The following is a 26863-nucleotide window of genomic DNA, read 5'->3' as shown; positions in this document are numbered from 1 at the left end:
GAGCGCATCGCCGACCAGAGGTGAGCGAAGGTCGCCCAGCGACCGAAGCGAAGCGACGGGAGGTGTCTAAGCGACTGCAAAGTAGCGGCGAAGGCGAAAGCCAACCGACCGCCGTCGCGCACTAAGCGGCGGAATCTGGGACGAAACGGAACTACAGCTCCGCTTTCCCCTTGCGCCAGTACCCCATGAAGGCCACCTGCTTCCTGTCAATCCCGACATCGCGCACCAGGTACCGCCGCATGTCCTTGATGACGCCGGCCTCGCCGGCGATCCAGGCGTAGAAGGGCAGAGCACCGGCGGGCAGGTCCGGGTTGCGGGTGGCCTTGATGGAGGCAGTGTCCATGCGCTGCGGGGTTTCCCAGAGGATGTCCTGGTCCACGTTGACGTCTTCCGGTTCGGGGCCCGCGGCGCTTTCGGAGGCGATGCCTACCCAGCCGGGCACGGGGACGGCTCTCCGGACGGCGTCCTGGAGGAGCTGGCCGTGCGGACGGGAGCGGCCGATCGAGGCGCCGCGAGCCAGCCAGGTGATTTCGACGTCGGCGGCTGTCTGGAGGTCCTGGAAGTCGCCGGCCTCGGGGACCTCGAGGAAGGCGTGGCCGCTGATTCCGGCGGGCAGGCTTTCGAGGATGGCGCTGATGGCGGGGACGGAGGTTTCGTCACCGGCAAGGAGGACGCGCTGGGCCAGGCCCGGGCGCCATTCGATGCCGGAGTAGATCTCGGCGGTGACGCAGTGGGCGGCGCGGTTGTTCGGGCCGATGACTGTCAGCGAATCCCCGGGCTTCGCGTTCAGGGCCCACTGGGCTGCGGGGCCGCCGTTGCCGTCGTCGTCGAAGTGCATCACGAAGTCGACGTCGATCTCCGGGTAGACGGCGTCGAGGCGTTCGCGGCGGACGGTGTAGGTGCGCATGGCGCCGCGTACCGCGGGGTCCATGGCGAGCCATTCCTGGTACCAGCCGAGCTTATCCATCTCGAAGGCGGGCAGCGGGATGGTGCGGCCGTCGGCGTCGAGCGAGGGGATCAGCAGCTTGATGCGCAGGTCCAGGGTGTGGCCGGAGACGCCGAAATCGCGCAGGCAGTAGCCCCCGAAGGTGACCCGGCGGAAGTTGGGGCCGATTTCCTGGACCGCGGTGACGGTGACGTCGAAGGCCAGGACCATGGGCTCGGTGGCGTAGCTTTTGGCCATCGGTGCGGTTTCCGTGCTCATGAGGCGATCTCCAGTGCGGGTTTGGTGGTTTCGGTGGCCTGCGGGGCCGGGTAGTGGTGGCGGCCGATCGGCACGATCAACGGGGTTCCGGAGACGGGGTCCGGGACCACGCGGGATTCGAGGCCGAATACGGTGCGGACGAGTTCTTCGGTGATGACGTCGATGCCGGTGCCTTCGGCCACCACGGCGCCGTCCTTCATGGCGATGACGTGGTCCGCGTAGCGTGCTGCGAGGTTCAGGTCGTGGAGCACGATCGCCACCGTGGTGCCGCGGCGGCGGTTGAGGTCCGTGACGAGATCCAGGACTTCCACCTGGTGGGCGAGGTCGAGGTAGGTGGTGGGTTCGTCGAGCAGCAGGACCTCGGTTTCCTGGGCCAAGGCCATGGCGATCCACACGCGCTGGCGCTGCCCACCGGACAGTTCGTCCACGATGCGGTCCGCCAGCTCCGTGGTGGCGGTCGCGTCGAGGGCGTTCCGCACAGCGAGGTCGTGGGGTGAGGAATCGCCGTGGCTCCAGTTGCGGAAGAAGGCCTGGTGGGGGTAGCGGCCGCGGCCCACGAGGTCGCGCACCGTGATGCCGTCCGGAGCGGTGGGCTGCTGCGGCAGCAGGCCGAGGGTGCGGGCGAGTTCCTTCGCCGGGCGGCTGTGGATGTCCTTGCCGTCCAGGGTCACGGCCCCGGCAGCGGGCCTCAGCAGCCGGGACAGGCCCCTGAGCAGGGTGGATTTGCCGCAGCCGTTGGCGCCCACGATCATGGTCACCTTGCCTTCGGGGATCTCCGTGCGGAGACCTTCGATGACCCGGCGCTGCTCGTACTGCAGTGTCAGGTCCCGGGCGCTGAGACGTGCCATGTCAGGCGTCCTTTCGGTTGGAGGTGGCCAGGAGCCAGAGCAGGAACGGGGCACCCAGGGCGCCGGTGACGACGCCGACCGGCAGCACCGTGCCGTCCAGCAGCAGGGGTGCCAGGTTGTAGGCGAAGTAGTCGGCGGCCAGGACGATCACGGCGCCGGTGAGGGCCGACGCCGGGAGGCTGGGCTTCCCGGTGACGCGGCGGGCGATGGGCCCGGCAAGGAAGGCGACGAAGGAGACAGGGCCGGCTGCCGCCGTCGCGACCGCTGCGAGTGCGACGGCGGTGAGCACCAGGCCGAGCCGCACCGCACCGACGCGGACGCCGAGGCCGGCGGCGGTGTCGTCGCCGAGTTCCAGCAGGCGCAGCGGCTTGGCGAGGCCTGCCGCCAGGGGCAGCAGGACGCACAGGGCGGGCAGGAGGGTTCCGATGCGTTCCCACGTGGCCGGGTTGAGGGAGCCGTTGAGCCAAATGAGGGCTTCTGCGGCAGTGCGGATGTCCGCCCGGGTCATCAGGAAGTTCACCACGGCGCCGAGGGCCGCCGCGATGCCGACGCCGGCCAGGACCAGCCGGTTGCCGGCGGCATTGCCGCGGCTCCCGCGCAGGTTTCCGCCGCGGGAGATCAGGTAGATGAGCAGGGCGACGGCGAGGGCTCCGAGCAGGGCCGCGGCGGACACCGTGGCCCCGGAGGCGCCGAAGACCACGATCGCCACGACGGCGGAGGCGCTGGCGCCGTGGCTGATGCCGATCACGTCCGGGCTGGCGAGCGGGTTGCGGAGCATGGTCTGGAACAGCGCGCCGGACAAGCCGAAGGCGAGGCCGGTCAGCAGGCCGACTATCGCCCGCGGCAATTTGTTCTCCATGACGATGAAGCTGGCTCCGGGGATCTTTTCGCCGCCGGTGAGGTGTGCCCAGACGATGGTGAAGAAGTCCGGCACCGTGACCGTGTAGCTGCCGAGGAGGATGCTCGCCACGAACAGGATGACGACGGCGGCCGCGAGCAGCCAGGTCCGGTTAAACCCCTTTGCTGCGCGCTCTGCGCGAACGTACAGTTGGGGCCCCTTTTTCGCGGTTTTCAGGGCGCCAACTGTACGTTCGGGCTCAACAATGGCGCGCTCAACAGTGCGGCTCACAGGGAGGCCCCCTTGCCGCGGCGGACCAGCCACACGAAGACCGGGGCGCCGATGATGGCGGTCATGATGCCGGCGGGGACTTCGCCGGGCGGGAGCGCCACGCGGCCCACGACGTCCGCGCCGAGGAGCAGGGCCGGGGCCAGGGCGAGGGAGAAGGGCAGGATCCAGCGGTAGTCCGGGCCTGTGAAGAAGCGCACGGCGTGCGGGATGACCAAGCCGAGGAACGCGATGGGGCCGGCGAGCGCGGTGGCGGAGCCGCACAGCAGGACCACGCCGAGCGCCACGATGCCGCGGGAGAGACCCACCCGCTGGCCGAGTCCGCGGGCGAGGTCGTCGCCGAGGGCCAGGGTGTTGAGTACCCGGCCGCTGCAGAGAACCAGCAGGGCGCCCGCCGCCAGGAATGGCAGGCCGGGCAGGATGACGGACCAGTCGCGCCCGGCCACACTGCCCACTTGCCAGAACCGGAAACGGTCCAGGGTGTCCTGGCTGGAGACGAGCACCACGTTCATCAGCGAGTAGAGCCCGGCGTTCAGTGCCGCGCCCGCCAGGGCGAGCTTGACCGGCGTCGCGCCGTCCCGGCCCGTGGACGCGAGCAGGTACACGACCGTGGCGGCGACCGCCGCGCCGAGGAACGCGAACCAGATGTAGCCGGTCAGGCCGGTGATGCCGAAGAGGTAGATGCCGCCGACGACGGCGAGCGCCGCCCCGGCGTTGACTCCCATGATGCCCGGGTCGGCCAGGGGGTTGCGGGCCACGCCCTGCATCGCGGCGCCGGCCAGGCCCAGTGCACCGCCGGCCAGCAGGCCGAGCACGGTGCGCGGGATGCGGGCGTGGACCACGGCGTGGTTGCCGTCGGCCGGATCGAAATGGGCCAGGGCGTCCCAGACTGTTTCGAGCGGGATGGCCCGGGCGCCCACCGCGAGGGAGGCGCCGCAGGCAATGGCAAGCACGACGACGGCGGCGAGCAGCCAGGCGGGCTGCTTGCCTTTCCGGGCGCGAACCTCCGCGCGAACGTACAGTTGGGGCCCTGTTTCGGTCCCGTTCGGGGCCGTAACTGTACGTTCGCGCTTCCCGGAGGAGGCCGCCGTCGTGCTTGTCATGGGTGGTGGTTACTTGCCGGCTGCGTCGGCGGCGGCGGCGAGCTGGGGCAGGAACTGGTCCAGGGCCCATGGCAGGCTCAGCGGCGAGGCGGCGGAAGTGGCCAGGGTCAGGGTGGTGTCCGGGTCGGCCACCAGGGCGCCCTTCTTCACCGCCGGGATCTGGCTGAGCAGCGGGTCCTTGACGATCTGGTCCTTGGTCTTGGCATCCGCAACCCAGGTCAGGAAGACGTCGGAGTCCAGCTCATTGGCCTTCTCGGCGGACCAGGCGGCGAAGAACTCCTTGGAGCCCTTGGACTTCTCCTCCACCACGGGAGCAGCCTTCATGCCGATCTCGGTGAGGAAGCGCGGACGGTTGTCGGCGGCCAGGTAGATGCCGGTGTTCTCGGCGCTGGCCGGGTCGAGGTTGCCCCAGATGAAGGTCTTGCCCGCGATCTGCGGGTACTTGGCGGCCTTCTCCTTGATGGCGGCCTCGGTGTCGGCGACGAGCTTCTCTGCTTCGGCGGTCTTGCCGAGGGCCTTGCCGATGACGGTGGTGGCTTCCTGCCACGGCGTGCCGAAGGCGAGCTCCGGCTGGGCCACCACGGGGGCGATTTCAGTGAGCTTCTTGTAGTCGGCTGCTTCGAGGCCGGAGTAGGCGGCCAGGATGACGTCCGGGTTCAGTTTGGCGATCTCGGTGAAGTTGACGCCGTCGGCCTCAGAGAACTGGACCGGGGCCTTGTCGCTGCCGAAGGAGGCGCCGAGCTTTTCGAGGGCGGCGTCCTTCCACGGGGTGGAGCCCTTGCTGTTGTTGCCCCACTCGTTCTTCGGGACACCAACAGGAACCACGCCAAGGGCCAGGGCGACGTCGTCGTTCACCCAGGAGATGGTGACGACGCGCTTGGGCTGTTCCTTGATGGTGGTCTCGCCGAAGACGTTCTTAATGGTCACCGGGAACTGTGCGGCGCTGGACGCTGCCGTCTCGCTTTGGGTGCCGGTGGAGGCCGGGCCGGTGGAGCAGGCCGTCAGGGAAAGTGCGACGGCGGCAAGCGCGGCAGTCGCGCTGCCTGCGGTCTTGAGCAGGGCACGGCGCGGAAGGAGGGATGCCATGGAAATCCTTAAGTCAGTGATGCGAACTCAAGTAAGGCTAGCCTACCCTTCGGGTTATTACGAAACACTTACGTCACCTAATTGCACCGAGCGCGGCCGGCGCGCGTTCGCACCCCAGGCCCAGCAGCAACGCGGGGTCAGCGGAACACGATGTCCACCGGGTTGGCCTCGGAGCGCCACTGGCCCGGCACCGCGGGGCCGCTGATCACGGGGGCCGTGAGCACGCCGGAACGGTTGGTGCGCTTGTCCCGCAGGATCTCCGTGACCGAGCCGAGGTGCCGGGAGAGGTCGATGACGTTTTCCGGGGCAGCCAGCAGCAGCTGGAAACCAAACTCGTGCAGCGCCTTGATGCCCGCGCCGGCAAACTCTTCGGAGGCGAGCACGAAGGCCTCGTCCATCATCACCGTGCCGTAGGTGGTGAAGCCCTGTTCGGCGATGCCCAGTTGGTAGCTCAACGCGGCGGCCATGATGAACGCGGTGAAGCGCTGCCGCTCGCCACCGGACATGGACCCGGTGTCCGTGTGCATGAAGACCTCGGTCTTCGCCCCACCGCGCGGGCCCTGCACCTCGCGGTGTTCCTTGCACTGGATGAACAGGTGGCCGCGCACGTCCAGCACCTCGGCCCGCCAGCGGCGGTCTTCCGGGGCCTGCGAACCGAGCCGCTTGACCAGCGTTTCGAGGGACTTGTAGCGGTTGCCGAGCTCGACGTCGTCCTCCGCCGCGCTGCCGCCCGCACCCGCAGGACCGGTGCGGCGGCCGTGCCGGGCCTTGAGCGCGTTCTGGATGGCGTCCTTGAACTGCTTGGCGGTGGCGGGCATGGTCTGCTTGATGTCCAGCTCGAGGTAGCTGCCCTCGTGGAAGTTCACCTCGGACAGGATGCCGTTCAGCGGCAGGATACGGCTGGTGATGGCGCGCCGTTCCTCGTCCAGCAGGTGCAGCAGGGTGCTGAAGGATTCGTGCGTGCGCTGGTTGAAGAACTGCCGGAACTCGGCTTCCTGCGCCGGCAGGCCCTCGCTGACGATCTGGTGGTAGCGGGACTCGAACTCGCCGGCGGCGCCGATGGAGGTGCCGTGGTCCGCCGAGATCGCGGTCCCCCAGTCCCGCACGAACCCCTCGAAGATGCGGCTCAGCCGTTCCGCCAGCGCTTGTCCCCTGGACTCGGCCGCGTGCAGTTCGGCGAGCAGGGAGGTGCGGACCCGGTTGGCCAGGTTGTCCAGCTCATGCAGTTCGGTGATGTCGCCGAAGCCGGTGAAATGCGGTTCCAGCGCGGCCACGGTGGCGTCCGACGGCGGCGCCTCGGCCAGGCGCGCACGCGCGGTGTCCAGCAGCGAGTCAGCCGTGGTCATCTGCTGGTCCAGGGCCTTGTATTCGCTCTGGAGCACGGCCGCGGCACCTGTGGAGGACTGGTGCTTTTCGCGCACGGCCTCGATGCTGGCGCGCAGGGGTTCGAGGTCCGCCTGCGCCGCCAGGGCGTCCTTGAGGCGCTGTTCGATCCGGGCCAGTTCGTCTTCGGCCACCGCGGCCGAGACCTGTTCCCAGCCGCGTTCGTCCTCGGCCACGCGGCGGAGGGCCTCAAGCTGGCGGGCCATCCCCTGGTGCGAGTCTTCACGGCTCTGGGCCAGCTCGGCCGCCTTGGCCAGCTCGTTCTCCAGTTCCCCGACCTTCGCGGCGAGCAGTTCCTGCTTGGCGGCGTTGTCGAAGCCCAGCACGTAGTCCTGGCGTCCTGTGAAGCGGTCGTCCTTTTCCACGGTGTGCCGGTTCCGCTTGACCACGCCGCCCAGGCTCAGGCCCTTGTCCAGGCCGGCCAGTTCGTCCGGGTCCTCCACGCACGGGTAGGCGAAGTCCACGGCGATCCGCTCGCGGACCCACTCCCCGGCGTCGGCGTTCGCGCCCGAGGTGAGGATGTCCAGCTTGCCCAGCAGATCGCCGTCGGACGCGTCCTCCACAGCCAGCGCGCCGCCGGCGAGCGGCTTGGACACGTCCACCGCGCGGAGGGCGCCGCGGATGCTGTTGTCGTTCAAGAAGCGCGTGACGGCGGCGAAATGCTCGCCCGGGACCAGCAGCGTGGTGGCGAGGCTACGCAGCGCGCGCTCGGCGGCGGGCCGCCACTGTTCCTCCCCCTCGGCGAGGTCGATCAGCTCGCCGCCGAACGGCATGCGCTCTTCCGGGACGCCGGTTGCCGCGGCGATTGCCGCCCGGTTTTCTATGCTCGACGGCGGCAGCAGGGACTTGCTGCTCCGCAGGGAAGCGAGCTCCTGCTGAGCCGCGGCGAGTTCGCGCTTCTTCGTCGCGTGCCCGTCGAAGGCCTCGAAGCGCAGCTCGCGCAGGGATTCGGAATCGTCCTGGAGCTCGGCCGAGCGCGCCGCCGCCTGCTCGTGGGCCTGGTTCCAGCCCTCGGCGCTCCACTCCAGGTCCAGGCCGGCGTCGGCCAGCGCCTTCCGGGCCGCGGCCTCCACGTCCTGCCGCAGCTTCAGGCCCAGCCGGGCATTCTCCAGCGACTGCTCGATCGCGGAGATCGCGTTGCCGCCCTGGTTGTTGTAGTCCGATTCGAGCTGACGCAGTTCCTTGGCCAGGGCATCCCGGACGGACCGTTCGGCGCTGAGTTCCTTGGCCTTTTCCTGGGCGAGCTCCTTGAAGCGGGCCAGCGTTTTCGTATGAACCTCGACGGCGAGCTGCTGCTTGAAGGAATCGAATTCCTCGCCGCTGAGCTCCCGCAGCCGGTTCGCCTCAAGCAGCGACTGCGCGTACTCCTTGTTAAGCCCGGGCACCGGCGCCAACTGGTCGCGCTGCTGCCGCACGTCCTCCAAGCGCTGCCGGATGGACATCAGGTTGCTGAATTCCTCAACGACGTCGTCCGCCGCCGCGAGTGTGGCCGGCGGGTCGAGCACCTGGTCCCGGAAGAAGGTGTTGACGCTGCCGCCCAGGCCCTTGCCGGCCTGGATCACGCGCAGCAGGGGCAGGGCCTGGTCCGAGCTGATGCCGAGCAGCCGGCGGAAACGCTCCGCGAAGGCCTTGTGCACGTCGAAGACCTGCGCCTCGGGGAAGATGCCCTCCAGGGCGCCCTTGGTGAAGCGCTTCTCCGCGATGCCCTCGATCGCCGCCAGGTCCAGCGGCTTGTGGTCGATCAGGTAGAAGCGGCCGACGCTGGACTCCGTGCCGTTCTTCGGCAGGTCGAAAAGCGCCGACACCGTCACCCGGGTGCCGGCGGCGTTGTCGAACGTCAGCGCGACGGCGGACCAGGTGGCACCGGGCCGCTGGAAGGCACTGGCCGACCCCTCGCCCACGGCCTTGTCGCCGACCTTGCCGCGCATGTACGTGAACGTGGTGCGCTTGTCCTCCACGGCCCCGCCGGCCCGCTGCGCCGCCGCCTCGTTGGAGCGCGGACGGGCATCGAAGACCCGCAGCATGGCATCGAACAACGTGGACTTGCCCACGCCCGAATTACCCGTCAACAGGGTGCCGTTGCGGTCCACGTGCATCGTGTGCGCCCCATGGAAGGTGCCCCAGTTGACCACCTGGACCAGCGCCAGCCGCATCTGGCCGGGGTTCACCTGATCGCCGATCGGAAGCATGCTCGCAATGGTCACTTGGCTGCCTCCTTGGTTTCGTCAGTCGTGGTTGGCTCTGCCTCCGCGGTGGATGCCGGCCCCGCCCCTTCGCCGCGCAGCTGATCTTCGATCAGCTCAGCGCGCGGCTTCGACAGGCCCGATGCCACTCCCGGGCCGGCATCCACCGCTCCGGCGGGAGTCGTCTCGCCTTGGGCGTCGCCGTCGCCGTCGTCGTCTGTTTCTGCCAGTTCGAGCAGCGGCTCGGTGCCGGTTTCGTCTGCTCCTGCGGCCATGAGGGCTTCGATTTGGGCGGGGATGTCGCCAATGTTTTCGAAGGGGAGGGCCAGCGGGAGGGCCTGGGAGATGGAGAAGGTGTCGTCGATGCCGGTGGCCAGGAGGAGTTGGCGGGCCAGGAGCTTGGTGATGGTGCGGTTGACGACGTCGGCGTCGCGGAGGGCGTCCTGCTGGCCGGAGGGCTGGTAGTGGGCCACGAGTTCGGAGATTTCCTCGCGGGTGATGGTGGGTTCGGTCTGGGCCGTGGCGTGCCGGTCCAGCAGCAGGCGCAGGCGCAGCAGCACAATGGTTTCCACGCGGCTCAGGGCGCGCTGCTGGCGGAGGATGCTGGAGCGGGCGCCGCCGCCGATCACCTCGGGGTCCACCGGGCGGAGCACCGCGATCTTGCGTTCGTGGTCCAACTGCAGGCTCAGGAACAGTTCGGAGAGCCGGCTGCGCAGGATCTGCTGGTTGTCCAGCAGGGTGGCCCACAGCTTCTCGTCGCGGCCGCCGTCGACGTACGGCCCCTTCAGCAGCCGCACCAGCGCCTGGCGGAGCTTCATGGGCAGCACGCCGGTGTCCCCCGGGAACAGGGCGGCGCCGTCCACGAAGGTGTCGCGCGGGGCCACCCGGAACGGGTCGGAGTGGACATGTCCGTCGGTGGTGGGGGCGTCAGTCATCGGAATCCTTGTCGGCGGTGAGTGTCACGAGCGGCAGGTACGCGGTGCGGGTGCTGCCGTCGATCTGTTCGAAGTCGATGTTTTCCCAGCCTTCGGCCTCGAAGGCGGCGCCGCTGTGCAGGGCGTGGGAGAGCAGGGCGCGGACGGTGTTGATGTGCCGCTCGTCCCCGGGCAGGTTTTCCCACGCCTCCGCCAAGGTGGCGGCTCCCACGGTAGCCGCGCGGACGACGTCGGGCCTCGCCTTCGCGGACCGCAGGGACCGCACGCGGTCCGCATCGCTGAAGGCGATCGGTTCCGCGAGTTTGGGCGGCGCGGCGAATTCGTCCGGGTCGAAGAGCTTGACCATTGCGAGCGATTCGAAGGCCGCGTTGTACAGCACGGGGGCGCGGACCAGTCCGGGCCGGTCGCGTTCGTACGGCATGGAGCGGATGGCCTGCTCGGCCTCCCGCAGGACGTGCCGCAGCCGCACGGACTGGCGGATGTCGTCGCTCTGGATGTAGGCGTTGAGGCTTTCGGAGAGCTTGCCGTAGATCCGCTGGATCTGGCTGTGCTGGGTGCGGAGTTCGGCCACGAGGTTCCGGAGGGTCTCGCGGTCCTCGTGGCTGAGCTCGTCCGCGAACTGCCGGCCCAGCACCTCGCCGATCGCCGAACGGAAACGCAGCTGCTGCAGCGGATCCTCAAGGAATGCCGTGAAGGAGCGGAAGGTCCTGCCTTCAGGGCTCTGCCGCAGCCGCTTGTCCGCTTCCAGGACCTGGGCCATGGTGGCGCCTTTGCTGAGCGACTCTTCGATGATCTGGTTGCGCAGCTCGCCCACCAGTTCCTCGATGCGGTCGCGCATCTTCTTGTAGTCGGCGGGCAGGCCCGCGGCCAGGTCCAGGATGTTCCCGGCGGCCTCGACGGCTTCCTCGTCGTCCAGCAGGCCGTCGAAATCGCCGGAACTGATGTCCTCGATCAGCTGCTTGCGGTCCTGGATTTCCTCTTCCAGGGCCTCCAGCCGGGCGCTCTGGTCCGGGTTCGTTTCGTTGGCGAGCTTCTCGACGTCGCCCAGCAGCGTCCCGAGGCGGGAACCGTTCAAGGTGGAGCGTTCGCTGGAGAGGCTGTCGAGGAAAGCCAGGACGCGGGCCGCGGCCTCGGTGACTTCGTAGACGATCTGCCCGGACTGGTTCCGCCGCGTGAGGAACTGCTTGCGGGTCCACTCGTCCCCGAATGCCTTGCCGTTGGCCGAGCCTCCCAGCCCCGGCTCCTGGCGGCGGAGCTGCTCAAGGAAAGCGTCGACGTCGGCGTGGAACTCTTCGAGCGGAAGCTGCGGACGGGTGCGGGTAAAGGACGCCTGGAGCACCGCGATTACCCAGGGTGCCGAACGGGTCAAAGCCCACGCCGGCCCTTTGGTGAGGAGTTCCAGGTCCCGGAGCCGGGCACCGATGGCGTCAGCCGAGGACATCGCTGAGCGGGACACACACTCTCCTTCAGCTGCCGCGGTACGTCGTGGCAGCGGGATTTTTCGGAAACTGCCCCGTACAAGGTTAACGCAGGGTTTCCGCAGGACCTGCTCAGGACCGTCCCCACGGGGGTCGCCGGCCGGTAACCTCAACTGAGTGGCGGAAGGCCACCCGCAGGTGCCGCCCGTGCTGTCTGGTCCACAGCACCGTTCCGGGCAGCACCCGCGGAGCATCGAGCAGGGGGATACTCATGGTCCTACTTCCGTCACGCCGCCCGCCGGTGCGCCGGGGCATCGCAGCGCTGGCACTTGCCGTGCTGATGTCGGCGACAGTCACGCTGCCCGCGGCCACCGCCGCCAGCGCGGCCGGGAGCGTCGCCGCCGTCGGGAGTGCCGCCGGCGGAAGCGTCACCGCACTTACCCCCCGCACCGCGAACGTCAAGGTCACCCTGGTCAGTGTGCTCACCAAGGACATGGCGAAGAACGCGCCCAAGGTGGACCTGAAGGCAGCAGCCGCGGCGGTATCCGAGGCCGGCACGTACTGGAACCGCATGTCCGCCGGCCGGCTCAGCCTCACGATCACCAGGACGATCGCAAACCGCAAGACCGCTGCGTCCTCCTCCAACAATTTCCCGGTGATCATGGACACGGTGGCCAAGGAGATCGGCTGGACCGCCGGCAGCAACACCGTGCTGGTCATTTTCATCCCCCGCAAGGACGTCATCGTCTACGGCGCGTCCGGCAACCTGGGGGCGGGCTGGTCGGCCGGCCCCACCAGCGGCCGCATCCTCATGCCCTACACCTCCGGGTTCACGGGACCGGTCATGGCCCACGAGTTCGGCCATATCTTCGGCCTGGGACATGCCAACAGCCTGCAGTGCAGCAACGGCAGGGCCGATGTGCCGCGCGGCAACGGCGTGTTCAAGGACCCGAAATGCGTATCCCGGAGCTACGGGGACAGCACCGACCTCATGGGTGTCTCGCAGTTCGCCATGCCCCAGATCAACGCCCGCCTCTTCGAGTACGGCGGCTTCGGCCGCGGCAACGAAATCCTGGACCTCGGCACACCGGGCACGGCGAAGACCGTGACCCTGAAGCCCTGGGCCGGCACGGCCGCAGGCCGCGCGGCCAAGTTCCGGGACCCGGTCAGCAAGGAGGTGTACTACCTCCAGTACCGCAGCAGCGTGGGGTATGACGCCGCCACCGCCGTGGACGGAAACCGCGGGGTGCAGATCCTCAAAGCGGACCTGAACGAATCGGAGTCCCTCCTCCTCCCGCCAAGCACCAAGGCGTTCCCGGGGTGGTACGCCACCAACCACGCGTGGCAGGCCGGCAGCACCTTCACCACCCATTCCGGGAGCCGGGTGCGGATCGACGCCGTCACCACCGATTCGGCAACCGTCACGGTCAGCGCGCCGCCCGAACTGATCCCGCCGGCGGACGCCATCGACGCGAAGGCCGCGGCGGCCAAACTCGGGGCCCCCAAAGCGGCGCTGGAGACCGGCCTGCGCGATTTCGGCGCGAAGCGGACTTTCGAACGCGGCACCGTGGTGTGGAGCCCGGCCAGCGGCATCCGCGTCACCGGCGGCGCCATCCGCGGGAGCTGGGTCCGGTACGGAAGCCAGGACGGCACCCTCGGGTACCCCGTCACGGACGAGATCCGGGGACTGCGCAACGGCGGAGCCGCCCAGACCTTCCAGCGCGGTTCCATTCATTGGAGCCCGACGACGGGTGCCCGGGTAACGCTCGGCGCCGTCCGGAGCCTGTGGGCCAGGCTCGGCTACGAGAACGGCGCGTTCGGCTACCCGGTGACGGACGAGATCCGCGGCCTGCGCAACGGCGGGGTCCGGCAGGATTTCGAACGCGGGACCATTTTCTGGAGCCCCGGCACCGGGGCCCATGCCAGCAACGGCGCCATCCGCAGCCTCTACCTGGCCCGGGGCGCCCAGGCCGGCTACTTCGGCTATCCGGTCAGCGATGAGATCCGCGGACTGGCCGGGGGCGGGGTGCAGCAACTGTTCGAACGCGGAGCGATTGTCTACTCCCCGCAGGCCGGCGCATTCGCGTCGATCGGGGCCATCCGGAGTGCCTGGCTGAAGGCCGGCGCCCAGAACGGCAGGCTCGGCTACCCCACCTCGAATGAGTACGCCTCCGGGGGCGGAACAGTCAGCCAGAACTTCCAGGGCGGGCGCATCGTGTACAGCTCCGCGGGCGCCCGGATCGTCTACCACCAGTCAGCCCTGCAGCCGGCCCGGTAGCCGGCCCGCCGGCCGCCCAAAAGGGGCCTTCCGCGACCCGTCCGTGACCTACCTGCGGGTATGGTGTCGATCCCGCAACAACTCCGTGTCGGGCGTGCCGCATGCTCGCCCGATGCCGGGCGCCGATCCTACTCTCGTACAACCGGCGCCGGTTCCCGGCCCGGTCACGGCTTCAATGCGGAAGGGGGACCAATGAACATGGATTTCACGGCCCTGGACACGTCCATTTACGTTTTCATCGGCACGCTGCTCTTCGGCCTGGCCCTCGCGGCCGTGATTGCCGTGGCCGCGCTGGCCACCCTGGTGCTGGCGGGGACCGGGCAGCTGCTCTGGTTCCTGGTCCGGAGCACCCTGGGCGCCCTGGTCGATGGGATCAACTTCGCTTGGGAACGGCTGGTCCACCACGCCGGACAGGTGGAGCTGCCGGCCGACTTCCAGGCCGTTCCCGGCACTGGTACCGGAAGCTACCCACGGGTAGCATTGAGGGACAGCTGAAGGGTTCACCACCCGAGGCGAACCCTGGGCCCTACGCCGCAGACGCGGCCAGAGGAGTCCTCCCATGACGTCCGCCACCGAAAACCCCACGGCCGGAAGCTCCACCGCCCACAGTTCCACCGTCACCGAAGCCGAAGCGCGCGCCGTCGCGGAAGCTGCCAGGGAGCAAGAATGGTCCCGGCCCAGCTTCGCAAAAGGCCTCTACCTCGGTGACTTCGACCTCGGACTGATCCATCCCTGGCCGCAGGCCCGGGCGGACGACGTCGAACGCGGCGAAGCGTTCATGGCGTCCCTCCGCCAGTACTGCCAGACCATGGACGGGCGGACCATCGAACGCCACTCCCGCATCCCCGACCACTACTTGGCCGGGCTCGCGGAGCTGGGCGTGTTCGGGATGAAGATTCCGCGGGAGTACGGCGGCCTGGGCCTGTCCCTCGTGTACTACGGACGCGCACTGGCCCTGCTTGGCTCGGTCCACCCCAGCCTGGGCGCCCTGATCTCGGCGCACCAGTCCATCGGGGTGCCGGAGCCGGTCAAGGTCTTCGGCACCGCGGAACAAAAGCAGCAGTACCTGGCGCGCTGCGCCGCGGGAGCCATCACGGCGTTCCTGCTGACCGAGCCCGACGTCGGCAGCGACCCCGCCCGGATGGGCTGCACCGCGGTCCCGGCGGACGACGGCGGTTCTTACGTTTTGGACGGCGTGAAACTCTGGACCACCAACGGGGTGATCGCCGAACTCGTGGTGGTCATGGCCAAGGTTCCGCCGTACACCGGCGCTGACGGCACGGAACACCGGGGCGGCATCACGGCCTTCGTGGTGGACATGGATACCCCCGGCATCACGGTGGAGAACCGCAACGCCTTCATGGGCCTGCACGGGATCGAGAACGGCGTCACCCGCTTCCACCAGGTCCGGGTCCCGGCGGAAAACCGGCTCGGCAAGGAGGGCCAGGGCCTCAAGATCGCGCTGACCACCCTCAACACCGGCCGGCTGTCCATTCCCGGCCTGTGCGTGGCCGCCGGAAAATGGTCGCTGAAGATCGCCCGCGAATGGTCGAACGCGCGCACCCAGTGGGGACGCCCCGTGGGCAAGCACGAGGCCGTGGGCAAGAAGATCGCTTTCATCGCCGCCACCACCTTCGCGCTGGAGGCGGTCTTCGAGCTGTGCGCGGAAATGGCCGACGCCGGGCAGAAGGACATCCGGATCGAAGCCGCGCTGGCCAAGCTCTGGTCCACGGAACTGAGCTGCCAGATCGCCGATGAACTGGTGCAGATCCGCGGCGGCCGCGGCTTTGAAACCGCCGACTCCCTGGAGGCCCGCGGGGAACGGGCCGTCGCCGCCGAACAGCTCTTCCGGGACCTGCGCATCAACCGGATCTTCGAAGGATCCTCGGAGATCATGCGCCTGTTGATCGCCCGGGAAGCGGTGGACGCGCACCTCGCGGCAGCGGGCGACCTCGCCTCAGCGGACGCGAGCCTGCAGGACAAGGCGCGGGCCGCCGTCGGCGCCACCGGCTTCTACGCACGGTGGCTGCCCAAGCTGGTGGCCGGGGCGGGCCTGGACCCGCGCTCGTACGGGGAGTTCGGCCGGCTCGCCCGGCACCTGCGCTACGTGGAACGGGCCTCCCGGAAGCTGGCCCGCCAGACCTTCTACGGCATGGGCCGCTGGCAGGCCGGACTGGAGCACAAGCAGGCGTTCCTGGGCAGGATCGTGGACATCGGCGCCGAACTGTTCGCCATGGCCGCCAGTTGTTCACGGGCGGAGGCGCTGCTGCGCAGTGACCCGGGGCACGGCGCCGGGGCATTCGAGCTCGCCGACGCGTTTTGCGATCAGGCCCGGCTGCGGGTGGACGCATCCTTCGAGCAGCTCTGGAAGAACACCGACGACGCCGACCACGCGGTGTCCCGGAAGGTCCTCGCCGGGGATTACGCCTGGCTGGAGGCCGGGATCCTGGATTCCTCGGAAGGCACCGGCCCTTGGATCGCGGAGGCGACGCCCGGACCGTCGGTCCGGGAGAACCTGCACCGGAAGTACCGCGCGTAGGTCCCTTCCCAACGCTCGCAAGCTCGCGTCGGGGCCCTCGGGACGACGCTTAGGCGTGCGTTATCCGACTGTCCCGTCCACGTAGTACCAGCGGCGGTCCACCCGCAGGAAGCGGCTCTTCTCGCGCTGGACGCCGCGTTCGCCGTCGTGCGTGTAATGGGCGGCGAACTCGACCGTCCCCTCCGAGTCCAGCGGCCCGCCGCGGGAGGTTCCGAGGATGTCCAGGCGGCGCCACCACAGGTCCGGATCGAGGTCCAGGCCGGCCGGGCGGGTGTCCGGGTGCCAGGTGCACAGCAGGTAAGCGGGGTCCAGGACCACGAAGGCGCTGTAGCGGGAGCGCATGAGCTGTTCCGCCGTGGGCGCCTCGGCCTCGCCGCGGTGGAACACTCCGCAGCACTGGGCATACTGCTCGCCGGACAGGCAGGGGCAGGCACCGTTGCGGAGGACGGACAGGTCGATCGGCATGGGTCCTCCCGGATGAGATAACAGCTTTGCTACAACCCTGCGCAGCGCGGGCGGCCGGGTGATTCCGGCCGAATTCAATCGTAGGCTAGTGAAGGTGCCCGGCCTTAGGCTGCCAGGCACCGGCACGCTCGACACGACGCGGGGAGGTTACGTGGAAGATCCGACAACACTGGCCCTCAACCTGACGTTCTTCGGCACACTTGGCCTGGCGTTCCTGATGTTCCTCGGCCTGGCCGTGTGCATGATGGTCACGCTGGTGCTGGCGGGAGTTGCGCGCCTGCTGTCGGTCATTGTGCTGGCGATGGTGGGGATCTTCCCGAAGAACGACGCCGACCCCGTGGTCCACCTGCCGCACAGCCATCCGCTGCAGGAACAGAACCCGCCCGAAGAGCCCGTGCCCGGAGAGACCGTGCCCGACGCGGCCCCTGCGGAAACGGCGACGGCGGCGGCTCCTTTGGTGCCCGGCGCTACGGCGGACCGGCGTCCCGGGTTCTTCGAATCGGCGCGGCAACTCGCCGCCGGTGCGGGGACCGCGCTGCGCAGCGTTCCGTGGAAGAAACTGCTCTCGCCGAAGGAATGGCCTTCCCCTGGCCAGCTCCGGACGAAGATCGCGGAGGGGACCTCGGCCGCCGTCGAGAACCAAAAGAAGCACCACCCCCTGTTGCTCGCCGCCACGCCCGAACCACCGGTGCTCAACGCCGAGTGGGCCGCCGCCGTCGCCGAGGCCGACGCCCGCGAAGAGGCCCGGGCGGAATCCCAGGAAGAGGCCCGCGAAAAGTCGTCCGCCGGGTCCCGCTAAGAACCCAACGTTGGAGGTTGTAGGCCGTCAGGCGGCTTCGGTGAGCCGGCGGAAGGACGCGCCGTGGTAGATCAGGGGCTGGGCGTCGTGGTTGATCTCGGTGGACTTCACCTCGAGCACCACGATCGCGTGGTCGCCCGCAGGGGTTTCGGACACAATTTCGCACTCGAGGGACAGCACCGCACCGTCAATGGTGACCGCTCCGCCGTCGCTGGTTGAGGTGGCGACCCCGGCGAACCGTTCGGCCTTGCGGGAGGAAAGCTGCAGGCACACCGCCTCCTGCCCAGCGGCGAGCACGGAGACACCCAGCCGCGGCGCCCGGCGGAGCTTCGGCCAGGTGGTGGAGGAGTTCTGCACGGCGAACATCACCAGCGGCGGCTCCAGGGAAACACCCACCGTGAAGCTGGAGGCCACCAGTACCTCGGGAACGAAACCGACCATGGCACTGAACGCGGCCACCCCGGAGGGGAATTGCGCAAACGCCTGCTTGATCGAAGCTGTTCCGTCCACTGTCGCCTGGGTCATGCCGTTGGTCCTCTCTCCGTGTTTCTGCGCCTTCCTTTTCAACTAATTCACTGGATCCGGCAGAGGGCAATATTTGTGTAATTGCGTGTCCCTGGGCCCTGTTCACGCTTCGTCACGATGCTGTTTTCATTACCCCGGAATACGAAAAGCTAAGAACTCCTACGCTTTTCGGGCGATGTTTCGCGCAAATGTGTAGCGTCGTGTCAAGCGATTGTCCACTCCTGCTTTGCAGCGATTTTCTCCACGAAGGGAGCCGCAGGTGAGCCTCAGCGAGCTTCGCACCCTGGGGCGCACGGGCGTCCCGATCAGCCCCCTGACCCTGGGCACCCTCAACTTTGGCACCGGCTCCGCGCCCACCGGCCCGGAGGACAGCATCCGGATCATCCGTACTGCCCTCGACGCCGGAATCACCAGCGTGGACACCGCGGACATCTACTCCCAGGGCGAGGCGGAGGCCGTCGTGGGCCGTGCGCTGCAGGGCCGCCGGGACGACGTTTTCCTGTCCACGAAATTCCACGGCCAAATGGGGTCCAACCCGGCGCATTCGGGAAATTCGCGGCGCTGGATCATGCGGGCCGTGGAGGCCAGCCTCAACCGGCTGCAGACGGACCGGATTGACCTCTACCAGGCACACCGGCCGGACTACAACACCGATGTCCTGGAAACCATCACGGCCCTGAACGACCTCATCCGGCAGGGCAAGATCCTCTACTACGGCACGTCCGTGTTCACGCCGGCCCAACTGGTGGAGGCGCAGTGGATCGCCAACACCAACCACCTCGTCCCGCCGGTGGTGGACCAGGTGCCCTACTCCCTGCTGGTGCGCGCCAACGAGCGCGACGTCTTCGCGATCACGCAGCAGTACAACCTCGGCGTGCTCAGTTATGGACCGCTCGACGGCGGCTGGCTGTCCGGGCGCTACCGGCTCGGCTCCCGCCAGCCGGCCAGTTCGCGGGCCGACGCCCTGCCCGGCCGTTTCGACGTCGCGGCCCCGTTCAACCAGCACAAGCTCCACGCGGCGGATGCGCTGGCCCGCCTGGCCGAACGGCACGGGCTCAGCCTGATCCAGCTCGCCGTGGCCTTTGCCCTGAACCATCCCTCGGTGAGCAGCGTGATCATCGGCCCGCGCACCGAGGAGCACCTAACCGACTACATCAAGGCAGCGGACACCACCCTCAGCGACGCCCTGCTGGATGCGATCGACGACATCGTGGCGCCCGGCACCAACTTTCTGGAACGCGACGCCGGCACCGTGGTTCCGCACCTGGAGTTCGCGGAACTGCGCCGCCGCTAGGCGGTGCCTCCGGAGCAAACGCTAGACTCGTTCGCAGTCATGAACAGCCAGCCGACTTCCTCCTCCACCCGCATCGACGCGTGGCTATGGGCGATCCGCGCCTACAAGACCCGCTCCGCGGCCACGGCTGCCTGCCGCGCCGGGCACGTGCGGATCAACGGGAACCCGGTCAAGGCCTCGCAGACGGTGATTATCGGCGACACCGTGCGGGTCCGGCAGCCCGGTTTCGAACGGATCCTGGAAGTGCGGCAGCTGATCGCCAAGCGCGTCGGCGCCGAGGCCGCCTCGCACTGCTTCACCGACCACACGCCGGAGCGGCCGGCGCCCGCGGCGCTCGGCCTGCCCCAACGCGACCGCGGCGCCGGCCGTCCCACCAAGAAGGACCGCCGCGACATGGAAAAGCTGCGCAGCGGCCGCTAACGCGACTTCCCCCGCAGCACCACGACGTCGAAGTTCTCCGGATCCTGGACCCCGAACTTCGCGTTCACCACGGCGAGCTTCCCGCCGAAGTTGGCGGCCGTCGTCGGGATCTGGAACAGCGGGCTGGTGATGACGTCCTTCACGACGCCGGACGACAGGTCACCGGACAACTTGATGCGGCTGATCTGGTTGCTGAAGTTCTGCACGGCCCAGAGCGTGCGCCCGCGGACGAGGATGCCGTCCACATTCGGCACGTTGACGCCGGCGATCGCCGCGCTGGCGCCGGTCTGCGGGTTGACCGTGTAAAGGGCCGCGTTGCCCGAGTGCGCCACGATCAGTGTCCGGCCGCCGTTCGCTGCCGCGATGCCGTTGAGGTTGAACTGGGAGTCCGTGTCCGACGCCGGGCCGGTGAGCTTGAGCGTCCGGACGGTTCCAAGGGTGCCGTCCGTGCCGACCGGGACGAAGTAGAGTTCCGCCGCGTTGGAGTTGGTGAACCAGGCACCTTCACGGGTGAGGGCGACGTCGTTGATGAAGGCCGGCCGGGTGGCAGTCAGCTGGATGGTGGCCTTGGCGGTGGCGGCTTTGGTGTCGTAGACGTAAGCAGTGCCGGCGGGTCCGCCCGCGACGAAGAGCAGTTCATGCCGCCGGTCAAACTTCATGCCCACAGCCATCCGGCCGTCCGGGGCGTCGATGAAGAGTTCGGCGCTGCCTTTGCGGATGTCGCCGCGGAAGATGTCTCCGGTGGCGAGGTCGCCCGCGTAGAACACGGTGCCCTTGCCCGCGGCGATTCCTTCGGCCCCGCCGGCGCCGGGAAGGACGATGGACTTGGCGGCGGCCGGGGCCTTCTCCGGGGCGGGCGCCGCTGCTGCGGGCACGGGGAGAAGGAGGGCGAGCGCGGCCGCGAAGGCGAGGGCCGCGCGGCGGAACGGTCTTGCAGACTGGTGGGTGTTTTCACGCATGGGGATGCTCCCTGGGACTGATATTCCGTGGGAGCCTGCCCCCGCCGCGGGAACTCCGCACGATGGTACTGACAGTTTAGGGACCACGAAGGACGCCCACCAGAGTGCACCGGCCCTGTTGCGGTCCCCGGAAAAATTACCGGCGACGACACGCGGGTGCGGCGCGTAAAGTGTCAGGAGACGGACGATTTCTGGGGGCTGGGCTGCCGAAGGAGAGAACGTGGACATTGACTGGGACGGCAAACGTGCCCTGCTCCGCGAACCGAATATTGCCGCTGTAACACGGCTCTGCGAAGAACTGATGGCCCGGAAACCGGGCTCATTGGTCCCCTATATAGACCCCGTGCACGACGAGGACGAGTGCCGGATCGTCAGCCTCCAGGTGAGCCCGGGCCGCGGGTCGGCGTCCGGCTTCGTGTCGTTCTTCAATGACGACGACGCCGCCCGCCGCGCGCAGGAAATCTACACCGGTGCGGAACTGGACCCGCGCTACGTGATGCCGTGGCACAGCTACCCCTGGGTCCGCGAGGCCGGCCTGCCGCCGTCGCTGAGCGCCCAGGAAAAGCAGGACGGGCTCAAGCCCTTCCGGCAGTTCCTGAAGATCAACAGCAGGGTCTCCGCCGTGGTCGCGCACGGAGCGGAAGCCGCGTCCTTCCTGACCCTTTTTGAAAAGACCTACCACTCGTCGCTCAAGGAGCACGGCATCAAGGTCTACAAGGCGAGCGCCCTGGGCGGGCGGGCGTTTGCCCTGTCCGAGGCGAAGCAGCAGGAACTGTTGGAAAAGACCATCGAGACGTACCGCGACGCGATGCAGCGGGCGGGGATCCAGCACCTTTAGCGGTTCTTCGCTGGGCGGGCCGCGGCGCTGCCGAGGCTCAGGCGAACCAGGTGTCCGGCGGGCCCATGAAGAGCAGGAAGCTGAAGACGGCGGCAACGCCGGCGAGGGCGAGGCCGAGCGCAAGCCACGGCTTGCGCAGCACCCAGGCCTGCACCCGCTCCAGGGCGCCCTTCGGTGCCTCGCCGCCCTCGGCAAGCCGCCAGCCGCCGTCGAGCAGTCCGCGGCGGTCGAGGGACTTTTCGACGGGGACGGTTGCGTAGGGGATCACCGCGGAGGCGATAGCCAACAGGCCCGTACCGGTGCGCCATTTCTGGTTGGTCCACGTGAAGGCGGCGACGGACGCGTAGCAGAGGAAGACAAAGCCGTGGATGCCGCCGCCGATCCGCACGCCCAGTTCGGTGGTGCCGGTGACGTACTTCAGGACCAGCCCGATCAGCAGCAACGTCCAGGTGACGGCCTCGGCGAAGGCCAGGGTGCGGAAGAGGGTGCGCGGAGACATGGAGGTCCTCGGGTCGGCGTCGGGGTCACCTCCACCGTACCGGCTGATTCCGGGTGCCAGCTGCTCGTTCCAGCCCTAGCTCCAGTCCTAGCTCCAGGGCAGGATGCGGTCCGCGCGGTGGCTGTCGGCCTGGATCAGCCGGGCGTTGGCTTCGTCGCTGCCCTTCGCCCAGGCCTCGGCCGCGGCGGGTTCCTTCCCAAACTCGACGTGCCGGCGGATGAGCCGTTCGAGCCGGAGGTGCTGTTCGAGCTCGAGGTACCAGACGGCGTCGAGCTGTCCGCGGACCTTCCGCCAGGCGGGTTCCGGGCTCAGGAGGTAGTTGCCTTCGGTGATGACTAGCGGGATGCCGGCCGGCACCGCGATCGACGCGGCAATGGGTTCCTCGATCTCCCGTGTGTACAGCGGGGCGTAGACGACGTCCTCGTCCCGGCTCCTGAGCCGCTGGAGCAGCGAGAGGTAGCCGCCGACGTCGAAGGTGTCGATGGCGCCCTTGCGCTGTCTTAGTTCGGTGCCGGCGATGACCGCTTCGCCCAGGTGGAAGCCGTCCATCGGGACCACGATGCTGCGGTCCGGCCCGAAGTGCGCGGCGAGGCAGGCAGCAAAGGTGGATTTCCCGACGCCGGGCGGACCGGTGATGCCGAGGATGAGCCTGTTGTTTTGCTCGAGTTGGTGTTCGAGGTCCTTGAGGGCGGCGGCGATCGCGGGGTGGGCGAAGGCTTCGTGCTGGCTTGTTCCGCTCGCCTCGCGGGCGTTGGTCTCGGTGTCCATCACCGTTCAGGGTAGCTCCTTGGCTCAACGCCCCGGCGCGGCGAATTTCGCGCGATCATTCCCAGCGCCTGGCTGTTCGGGCCAGCTGTTCCGGGACCGTCATTCCGGGCCTGGTGGCCGAGAAATCGCCGAATGGGGCCGCGTAATCCGCCGCGCTGAGCCTATTCGATGCCATTCTGCTGGATCACCAGCTTGCTTGGCCTGGGCGCGGCCCACCATCCTGCGCGCCGCGGCCTGGCCCATTTGGGTGATCCAGCAGAATGTGCACGGGCAAGGCAGGTGCAGGGAAAAGAACCGGGTCTACTTGGAGTGACGTGAAGGGTATTCAGCGTTCGGGATCCTCGGGTCCACTGAGGATCCCGCTGGTTGGTTAGCGGGTTATCCACAGGCCGGCTAATTCGGCAGGCGGGGCCATTCGTGTAGCTCCTACACTCCAGACATGAAACCAAGCCGCTTCTGCTCGATGTCGCCGACCCGCCACAACCTGTCCCGCCGCGGGGCACGGAGCGTGCTCTTCTCCTCCGCTGCGCTTACCGCGCTGCTCGCGAGCGGCTGCCAAGGAGGCGAAGCGCCAACGCCCGTCCAAACGGTCACGGCTGTGAGCGCTCCGACGCCAACCGCGGCGACCGGTCCGAGCTACAAGCAGGCAAGCGCCAACGGCAAAGCACTGAACGTTCCCGTTCCGGTGATGCCGCCCATCGCAAAACAGAATTCGAAACAGGGGCTCGAAGCCTTCACCAAGTACTGGTACTCCACCTATACCTACGCCGTTCAGACCGGCGATTTGAAGCTCTGGCTAGAAAGCCAGGACCTCCCGAAGGATCAAGCCATCGACTACCAGAAGGCCATGGATCGAAACTTCGCCAAGGGACGCTGGACGGTCGGCGGCCGTGCCTTGGTTCAGGCCGTTGACGTGAAGTGGGTCAAGCAGCCCGTCGAGCCGCAGCAGGTATTCGTGAGAGTCAACGAGGAGGCGATCAGTTACTACGCGGCTCCGTCCAAAACCTGGCAAGCATCAATACCCGCAACGAAGCAGACGGAAGTCCTTCTGACCACGTTCGTCGACGGCCAGTGGCGGATTAATGCCCACGGAATTGTTTCGGGCTAAAGGAACCACGAAAGGTCCTCACCGATATCGCCGCCAGGATCCTCAGCGATTTCCACAGACTCCTCGTGAAACGGGGCGACGGATCACACTTTGGCCCCACCACGCTCACCGGGGGTTCCATCCCGGAGCAGGAATGGCTCGGCGAACCGACCCGTACCAGCCACGTCTACCAGGCGACAGGCGTCTACTCCGCTTCAGTCACCACCAGTTTCGCTGGTACCTACTCCGTCAATGGCGGGCCGGCATTGCCCATCAACGGAACCCTGAACATCGTCAGCCCGGCGAGGACCATCCATGTCAGGAGGACCGAAACGTCCCTCGTTGCCAAGAACTGCCTCGAAAATCCGACTGGCTGGGGTTGCCCTGAAAGCGACGAAGGATGCTAGGGGGTCAGCTCAACACCGTCCAGCGCCCACTCATTCCTGATCCGCGATGCCCCGAACTCCAGCGCCAGCGGTTCGATCTCGATGGTTCTATCGCGTCTGGTCTTCGGCCTGCCGACGGCGACATGCGGCACCCAGTGCGGGGACCTGTAGCCGAGGGCCGGCGAGCTGAGGATGAAGTCGTCGATGTTGTCCACCGCAAGGTCGTCGAGAAGGCCGTGGAGCGCCACCACGAGGGAAAGCTGGAAGTCCCTCACAGCCTGCGGGGCCTCGACTTCCAACCCCGAGACCCTGCCGCCTCCCAGGACGAGCAGGCGCTGCGCGCTGGCCGTGAATCCCTCCAGGACGGGCAGGCCACGGAGCCAGGAGGCAGTGCGTTCGAGCGCGGAGTCCTTGCTGGTGAACCCCTTGGTCCAGGCGGCCACATCGGCTGCAAAGTCTTCCAGGATGCCCACATGCAGCAAGGTCATGTGCAGCCCGCGCGGCCTGCGCAGCGCATCGACGTAGCTGCCCAGCGCCTCAAAGGCGGCCGGCCCGTCGCCCAGGCTGAGCAGCGGGACCTCGATGGTGACGCGTGGCGGTGGCAGCATCCGGACCTCCTTGACCGCGGGCCAGCCTTTCACCGGCAATTCCATCTCGATTATGCGCCGCGAACCGAAGAGCTGACGTTCCGGCGGCATAACCCTGGAGCGGCAGAGGTGATCCAGCAGAATGTCCGGCTGGCCGCCCGTGGGAGTGCCGCCCACCAGCGCGCGCGAGAGCCCCCGCCCACACCAAAAAAGCTCCAATTGACAGCACCTTGTGACCCGTGCCATATTCTTAACCGTGAACCTGTCAGACAGCCGGACAGCCGGACAGGCCGACGGCGGCCAGCTCCCCATGCGAGCAGCCGCTGCCCCGGCTCCGCGCCCCGCTCCCCTCGCCCGCCTCAGCGCGGCCGAGGCGGTTTTCAGCGCCATCCGGCAGGACATCGAATCCGGCGCAGTGGAGCTCGGTGCGAAGCTCAGCTCCGAAGCCACCCTCGCCGGCCAGTACGGCGTGAGCCGCTCGGTGATCCGCGAGGCTCTCCGCTCCTGCAACGCCCTCGGCCTGACAGTCACGAAAACCGGCAAGGGAACCTTCGTGGTCGCCGACAAAGTGGCCAACGACCTCACGCTGGGCCAGTACTCCGCCCGGGACCTCAACGAGGCCCGGCCCCACATCGAAGTTCCCGCGGCGGGCCTGGCCGCACAGCGCCGCAGCGACGAGGACCTCAAACAACTCCGCGGACTCGTGGAAGAGATGCTCGGCGAAAACGACCCCGAAGCCTGGGTGGCCCTCGACGCCGCGTTCCATTCCATCATTGCCCGGGCCAGCGGCAACAAGGTCTTCGAAAGCGTCGTGGCCGACATCCGCGAGGCCCTGGCGCACCAGTCCGAAACCCTGAACATGGTTGCCGACCGCCGCCACGCCTCGGACGACGAACACCTCCACATCATCGAAGCGATCGACGCCGGGGAGGCCGAGGCCGCGGAGGCCGCCATGGCCGCCCACCTCGCCGCGGTCAGCGCAGCCTTGGACAGCATCCTCAACTCCTCACAGGGCTGACCCGCCCTGCACGGGCCCATGCGCCCGAACCCTACTGACCACCACGCAACACCTACCTAAGGACGCCATGCCAACCCCGCACCACGTCCCGCTGGCCGAGCAGACCCGCGACGGCCTTGTCGAGAGCATCCACTACGGCTCGCTCATCGCCCTCGGCCCCGGCGGCACCGGCACAGACGCCGGTACCAACGGCGAACCCAAGCTGGCCGCCGGCGACCCCGACGCGCCCATCTACCCCCGTTCCTCCCTCAAGCCGCTGCAGGCCGTGGCGCTCCTCCGTGCCGGCCTCAAACTGGAGCAGGACCTCCTCGCCCTCACGGCCGCCAGCCACTCGGGCGCGGCCATGCACCAGGACGGCGCCCGCCGGATCCTCGAACTGCACGGCCTGGACGAAGGCGCCCTGGCCAACAGCACCGATCTTCCCTACGGCGTAAGCGAGCGCGAGGCCTGGCTCCGCGCCGGCCACGGCCCCACGCAGCTGGCCCAGAACTGCTCGGGAAAGCACGCCTCCATGGCCGCGGTCTGCACCATCAACGGCTGGCCGGTGGAGGGCTACCTGAACCCGGAACACCCGCTCCAGCGCCTCGTCCGCGACACCATCACCGAGCTCACCGGCGAGGACGCCGCCGCGGTCAGCACCGACGGCTGCGGCACCCCGCTCTTCGCGCACAGCCTGCGCGGCATGGCCCGCGCCTACGGCCGGCTCGCCTCCGCCAGCCCGGAAAGCCACGAGGGCCAGGTTGCCCACGCCATGCGCGCCTTCCCGGAGATGGTGGCCGGCGAGGGCCGCGACGTCACTGCCATGATGCGTGCTGTGCCGGGCCTGTTGGCCAAGGACGGTTTCGAGGGCCTGCAGCTGATCGGCCTGGCGGACGGGACCGGCGTCGCGATCAAGATTTCCGACGGCGGCGACCGCGCCCGGCTGCCCGTCACCCTCCGGGTCCTCGCCGAGCTGGGGGTCGACGCCGATACCCTGGCGGAGCTCCAGATCCCACCGGTGCTGGGCGGCGGAAAGCCCGTCGGCGTCCTCCGCGCCGCCGGTTTCCTGCCCGCAAACGCCGGCCTGCAGGCCTCCCGCTGACGCGGACCACAGACGCAACCGCGGACCACCGACG

Annotated in this window: 25 protein-coding genes; 11 read left to right on the top strand and 14 right to left on the bottom strand. The window is 68.4% G+C overall.

Translation table 11 applies throughout. From position 1 onward, the window contains the following. Window positions 1–151: 151 nt before the first annotated feature. From BLP88_RS17030 to BLP88_RS16995, 8 genes are all read right to left on the bottom strand, one after another. Window positions 152–1204, bottom strand: a complete 1053-nt coding sequence (locus tag BLP88_RS17030) for a siderophore-interacting protein (protein ID WP_074591175.1) — start codon at window positions 1202–1204, stop codon at window positions 152–154. Next, window positions 1201–2052 (bottom strand): ABC transporter ATP-binding protein, encoded by an 852-nt coding sequence (locus BLP88_RS17025; protein WP_084111324.1) that lies wholly within the window; start codon window positions 2050–2052, stop codon window positions 1201–1203. Before BLP88_RS17025 ends, BLP88_RS17030 begins: the two co-directional genes overlap by 4 nt. 1 nt (window position 2053) lies before the next feature. Then, on the bottom strand, window positions 2054–3052 hold the full coding sequence (locus BLP88_RS17020; protein ID WP_373366906.1) for a FecCD family ABC transporter permease: 999 nt from the start codon (window positions 3050–3052) through the stop codon (window positions 2054–2056). Between the two features lie 125 nt (window positions 3053–3177). Beyond that, the gene (locus BLP88_RS17015; protein ID WP_074591172.1) at window positions 3178–4281 is read right to left on the bottom strand and encodes a FecCD family ABC transporter permease; all 1104 of its coding nucleotides are present in this window, start codon (window positions 4279–4281) and stop codon (window positions 3178–3180) included. A 9-nt stretch (window positions 4282–4290) separates the two neighbouring features. Further along, entirely contained in the window at window positions 4291–5367 is a 1077-nt protein-coding gene (locus BLP88_RS17010) for an iron-siderophore ABC transporter substrate-binding protein (protein ID WP_074591170.1), read from the bottom strand. A gap of 137 nt (window positions 5368–5504) precedes the next feature. Beyond that, window positions 5505–8954, bottom strand: coding sequence for an ATP-binding protein (locus BLP88_RS17005; protein WP_074591168.1), 3450 nt, complete (start codon window positions 8952–8954; stop codon window positions 5505–5507). After that, window positions 8951–9868 (bottom strand): DUF4194 domain-containing protein, encoded by a 918-nt coding sequence (locus tag BLP88_RS17000; protein ID WP_074591166.1) that lies wholly within the window; start codon window positions 9866–9868, stop codon window positions 8951–8953. Before BLP88_RS17000 ends, BLP88_RS17005 begins: the two co-directional genes overlap by 4 nt. Beyond that, the gene (locus BLP88_RS16995) at window positions 9861–11324 is read right to left on the bottom strand and encodes a DUF3375 family protein (protein ID WP_074591164.1); all 1464 of its coding nucleotides are present in this window, start codon (window positions 11322–11324) and stop codon (window positions 9861–9863) included. The genes BLP88_RS17000 and BLP88_RS16995 overlap by 8 nt, the downstream gene beginning before the upstream one ends. Before the next feature lie 233 nt (window positions 11325–11557). Here BLP88_RS16995 and BLP88_RS16990 point away from each other — a divergent pair, with 233 nt between their 5' ends. The 3 genes from BLP88_RS16990 (at window position 11558) to BLP88_RS16980 (ending at window position 16103) form a co-directional block, all read left to right on the top strand. Beyond that, entirely contained in the window at window positions 11558–13564 is a 2007-nt protein-coding gene (locus BLP88_RS16990; RefSeq protein ID WP_074591163.1) for an LGFP repeat-containing protein, read from the top strand. Window positions 13565–13756: 192 nt separating this feature from the next. Then, window positions 13757–14059 carry a hypothetical protein gene (locus BLP88_RS16985; RefSeq protein WP_074591161.1) on the top strand — a complete coding sequence of 101 codons (303 nt, stop codon included), beginning with the start codon at window positions 13757–13759 and terminating at the stop codon, window positions 14057–14059. A gap of 64 nt (window positions 14060–14123) precedes the next feature. Then, window positions 14124–16103 (top strand): acyl-CoA dehydrogenase family protein, encoded by a 1980-nt coding sequence (locus tag BLP88_RS16980; RefSeq protein WP_074591159.1) that lies wholly within the window; start codon window positions 14124–14126, stop codon window positions 16101–16103. A gap of 60 nt (window positions 16104–16163) precedes the next feature. Here the strand turns inward: BLP88_RS16980 and BLP88_RS16975 are convergent, their stop codons facing one another. Beyond that, window positions 16164–16568 carry a YchJ family protein gene (locus tag BLP88_RS16975; protein WP_074591157.1) on the bottom strand — a complete coding sequence of 135 codons (405 nt, stop codon included), beginning with the start codon at window positions 16566–16568 and terminating at the stop codon, window positions 16164–16166. A gap of 151 nt (window positions 16569–16719) precedes the next feature. On the opposite strand from BLP88_RS16975, the gene BLP88_RS16970 reads away from it, so the two are divergent. After that, window positions 16720–17367, top strand: coding sequence for a hypothetical protein (locus BLP88_RS16970; RefSeq protein WP_074591155.1), 648 nt, complete (start codon window positions 16720–16722; stop codon window positions 17365–17367). Between the two features lie 27 nt (window positions 17368–17394). Here BLP88_RS16970 and BLP88_RS16965 read toward each other — a convergent pair whose 3' ends face one another. Further along, window positions 17395–17892 (bottom strand): flavin reductase family protein, encoded by a 498-nt coding sequence (locus BLP88_RS16965; RefSeq protein ID WP_074591153.1) that lies wholly within the window; start codon window positions 17890–17892, stop codon window positions 17395–17397. Between the two features lie 259 nt (window positions 17893–18151). Between BLP88_RS16965 and BLP88_RS16960 the strand changes: the two genes are divergently transcribed. Both BLP88_RS16960 and BLP88_RS16955 read left to right on the top strand, forming a co-directional pair. Next, window positions 18152–19186 (top strand): aldo/keto reductase, encoded by a 1035-nt coding sequence (locus BLP88_RS16960; protein ID WP_074591151.1) that lies wholly within the window; start codon window positions 18152–18154, stop codon window positions 19184–19186. A gap of 39 nt (window positions 19187–19225) precedes the next feature. After that, window positions 19226–19606 (top strand): RNA-binding S4 domain-containing protein, encoded by a 381-nt coding sequence (locus BLP88_RS16955; protein ID WP_074591149.1) that lies wholly within the window; start codon window positions 19226–19228, stop codon window positions 19604–19606. On the opposite strand, the gene BLP88_RS16950 is transcribed toward BLP88_RS16955, so the two are convergent. Further along, the gene (locus BLP88_RS16950) at window positions 19603–20565 is read right to left on the bottom strand and encodes an SMP-30/gluconolactonase/LRE family protein (protein WP_074591147.1); all 963 of its coding nucleotides are present in this window, start codon (window positions 20563–20565) and stop codon (window positions 19603–19605) included. The genes BLP88_RS16955 and BLP88_RS16950 overlap by 4 nt on opposite strands. A gap of 220 nt (window positions 20566–20785) precedes the next feature. Here BLP88_RS16950 and BLP88_RS16945 point away from each other — a divergent pair, with 220 nt between their 5' ends. After that, window positions 20786–21403 carry a uracil-DNA glycosylase family protein gene (locus BLP88_RS16945; RefSeq protein ID WP_074591145.1) on the top strand — a complete coding sequence of 206 codons (618 nt, stop codon included), beginning with the start codon at window positions 20786–20788 and terminating at the stop codon, window positions 21401–21403. Window positions 21404–21440: 37 nt separating this feature from the next. Here BLP88_RS16945 and BLP88_RS16940 read toward each other — a convergent pair whose 3' ends face one another. After that, entirely contained in the window at window positions 21441–21902 is a 462-nt protein-coding gene (locus tag BLP88_RS16940; protein WP_074591143.1) for a DUF3817 domain-containing protein, read from the bottom strand. Window positions 21903–21989: 87 nt separating this feature from the next. Then, window positions 21990–22670, bottom strand: coding sequence for a nucleoside/nucleotide kinase family protein (locus tag BLP88_RS16935; protein WP_074591142.1), 681 nt, complete (start codon window positions 22668–22670; stop codon window positions 21990–21992). A 439-nt stretch (window positions 22671–23109) separates the two neighbouring features. On the opposite strand from BLP88_RS16935, the gene BLP88_RS16930 reads away from it, so the two are divergent. Together BLP88_RS16930 and BLP88_RS16925 are read left to right on the top strand one after the other, a co-directional pair. Then, on the top strand, window positions 23110–23778 hold the full coding sequence (locus tag BLP88_RS16930; protein WP_139163438.1) for a DUF6318 family protein: 669 nt from the start codon (window positions 23110–23112) through the stop codon (window positions 23776–23778). 65 nt (window positions 23779–23843) lie between these two features. Further along, window positions 23844–24164: a hypothetical protein gene (locus BLP88_RS16925; protein ID WP_074591138.1), complete on the top strand. Its 321-nt coding sequence runs from the start codon at window positions 23844–23846 to the stop codon at window positions 24162–24164. Here the strand turns inward: BLP88_RS16925 and BLP88_RS16920 are convergent. Then, window positions 24161–24751: a hypothetical protein gene (locus BLP88_RS16920; protein ID WP_074591196.1), complete on the bottom strand. Its 591-nt coding sequence runs from the start codon at window positions 24749–24751 to the stop codon at window positions 24161–24163. The two genes, BLP88_RS16925 and BLP88_RS16920, sit on opposite strands and share 4 nt — an antisense overlap. Before the next feature lie 235 nt (window positions 24752–24986). Between BLP88_RS16920 and BLP88_RS16915 the strand changes: the two genes are divergently transcribed. Together BLP88_RS16915 and BLP88_RS16910 are read left to right on the top strand one after the other, a co-directional pair. Next, a complete protein-coding gene (locus tag BLP88_RS16915) occupies window positions 24987–25748 on the top strand; it encodes a FadR/GntR family transcriptional regulator (RefSeq protein WP_074591136.1) in 762 nt (253 codons plus the stop codon). A gap of 67 nt (window positions 25749–25815) precedes the next feature. Continuing rightward, the gene (locus BLP88_RS16910) at window positions 25816–26829 is read left to right on the top strand and encodes an asparaginase (protein WP_074591134.1); all 1014 of its coding nucleotides are present in this window, start codon (window positions 25816–25818) and stop codon (window positions 26827–26829) included. Window positions 26830–26863: the final 34 nt, after the last annotated feature.

The sequence above is a fragment of the Arthrobacter cupressi genome (assembly GCF_900099975.1).
Classification (GTDB): Bacteria; Actinomycetota; Actinomycetes; order Actinomycetales; family Micrococcaceae; genus Arthrobacter; species Arthrobacter cupressi.
This window is presented reverse-complemented; position numbering and strand designations above follow the sequence as displayed.

Bases quoted from the DNA above. Each gene is read 5' to 3' on its own strand.
- BLP88_RS17025 (WP_084111324.1), bottom strand. From the start codon at position 2,052: ATGGCACGTCTCAGCGCCCGGGACCTGACACTGCAGTACGAGCAGCGC.
- BLP88_RS16990 (WP_074591163.1), top strand. From the start codon at position 11,558: ATGGTCCTACTTCCGTCACGCCGCCCGCCGGTGCGCCGGGGCATCGCA.
- BLP88_RS17015 (WP_074591172.1), bottom strand. From the start codon at position 4,281: ATGACAAGCACGACGGCGGCCTCCTCCGGGAAGCGCGAACGTACAGTT.
- BLP88_RS16920 (WP_074591196.1), bottom strand. From the start codon at position 24,751: ATGCTGCCACCGCCACGCGTCACCATCGAGGTCCCGCTGCTCAGCCTG.
- BLP88_RS17000 (WP_074591166.1), bottom strand. From the start codon at position 9,868: ATGACTGACGCCCCCACCACCGACGGACATGTCCACTCCGACCCGTTC.
- BLP88_RS17010 (WP_074591170.1), bottom strand. From the start codon at position 5,367: ATGGCATCCCTCCTTCCGCGCCGTGCCCTGCTCAAGACCGCAGGCAGC.
- BLP88_RS16930 (WP_139163438.1), top strand. From the start codon at position 23,110: ATGAAACCAAGCCGCTTCTGCTCGATGTCGCCGACCCGCCACAACCTG.
- BLP88_RS16935 (WP_074591142.1), bottom strand. From the start codon at position 22,670: ATGGACACCGAGACCAACGCCCGCGAGGCGAGCGGAACAAGCCAGCAC.
- BLP88_RS16940 (WP_074591143.1), bottom strand. From the start codon at position 21,902: ATGTCTCCGCGCACCCTCTTCCGCACCCTGGCCTTCGCCGAGGCCGTC.
- BLP88_RS17030 (WP_074591175.1), bottom strand. From the start codon at position 1,204: ATGAGCACGGAAACCGCACCGATGGCCAAAAGCTACGCCACCGAGCCC.
- BLP88_RS16980 (WP_074591159.1), top strand. From the start codon at position 14,124: ATGACGTCCGCCACCGAAAACCCCACGGCCGGAAGCTCCACCGCCCAC.
- BLP88_RS16975 (WP_074591157.1), bottom strand. From the start codon at position 16,568: ATGCCGATCGACCTGTCCGTCCTCCGCAACGGTGCCTGCCCCTGCCTG.
- BLP88_RS16955 (WP_074591149.1), top strand. From the start codon at position 19,226: ATGAACAGCCAGCCGACTTCCTCCTCCACCCGCATCGACGCGTGGCTA.
- BLP88_RS16910 (WP_074591134.1), top strand. From the start codon at position 25,816: ATGCCAACCCCGCACCACGTCCCGCTGGCCGAGCAGACCCGCGACGGC.
- BLP88_RS16965 (WP_074591153.1), bottom strand. From the start codon at position 17,892: ATGACCCAGGCGACAGTGGACGGAACAGCTTCGATCAAGCAGGCGTTT.
- BLP88_RS16985 (WP_074591161.1), top strand. From the start codon at position 13,757: ATGAACATGGATTTCACGGCCCTGGACACGTCCATTTACGTTTTCATC.
- BLP88_RS16950 (WP_074591147.1), bottom strand. From the start codon at position 20,565: ATGCGTGAAAACACCCACCAGTCTGCAAGACCGTTCCGCCGCGCGGCC.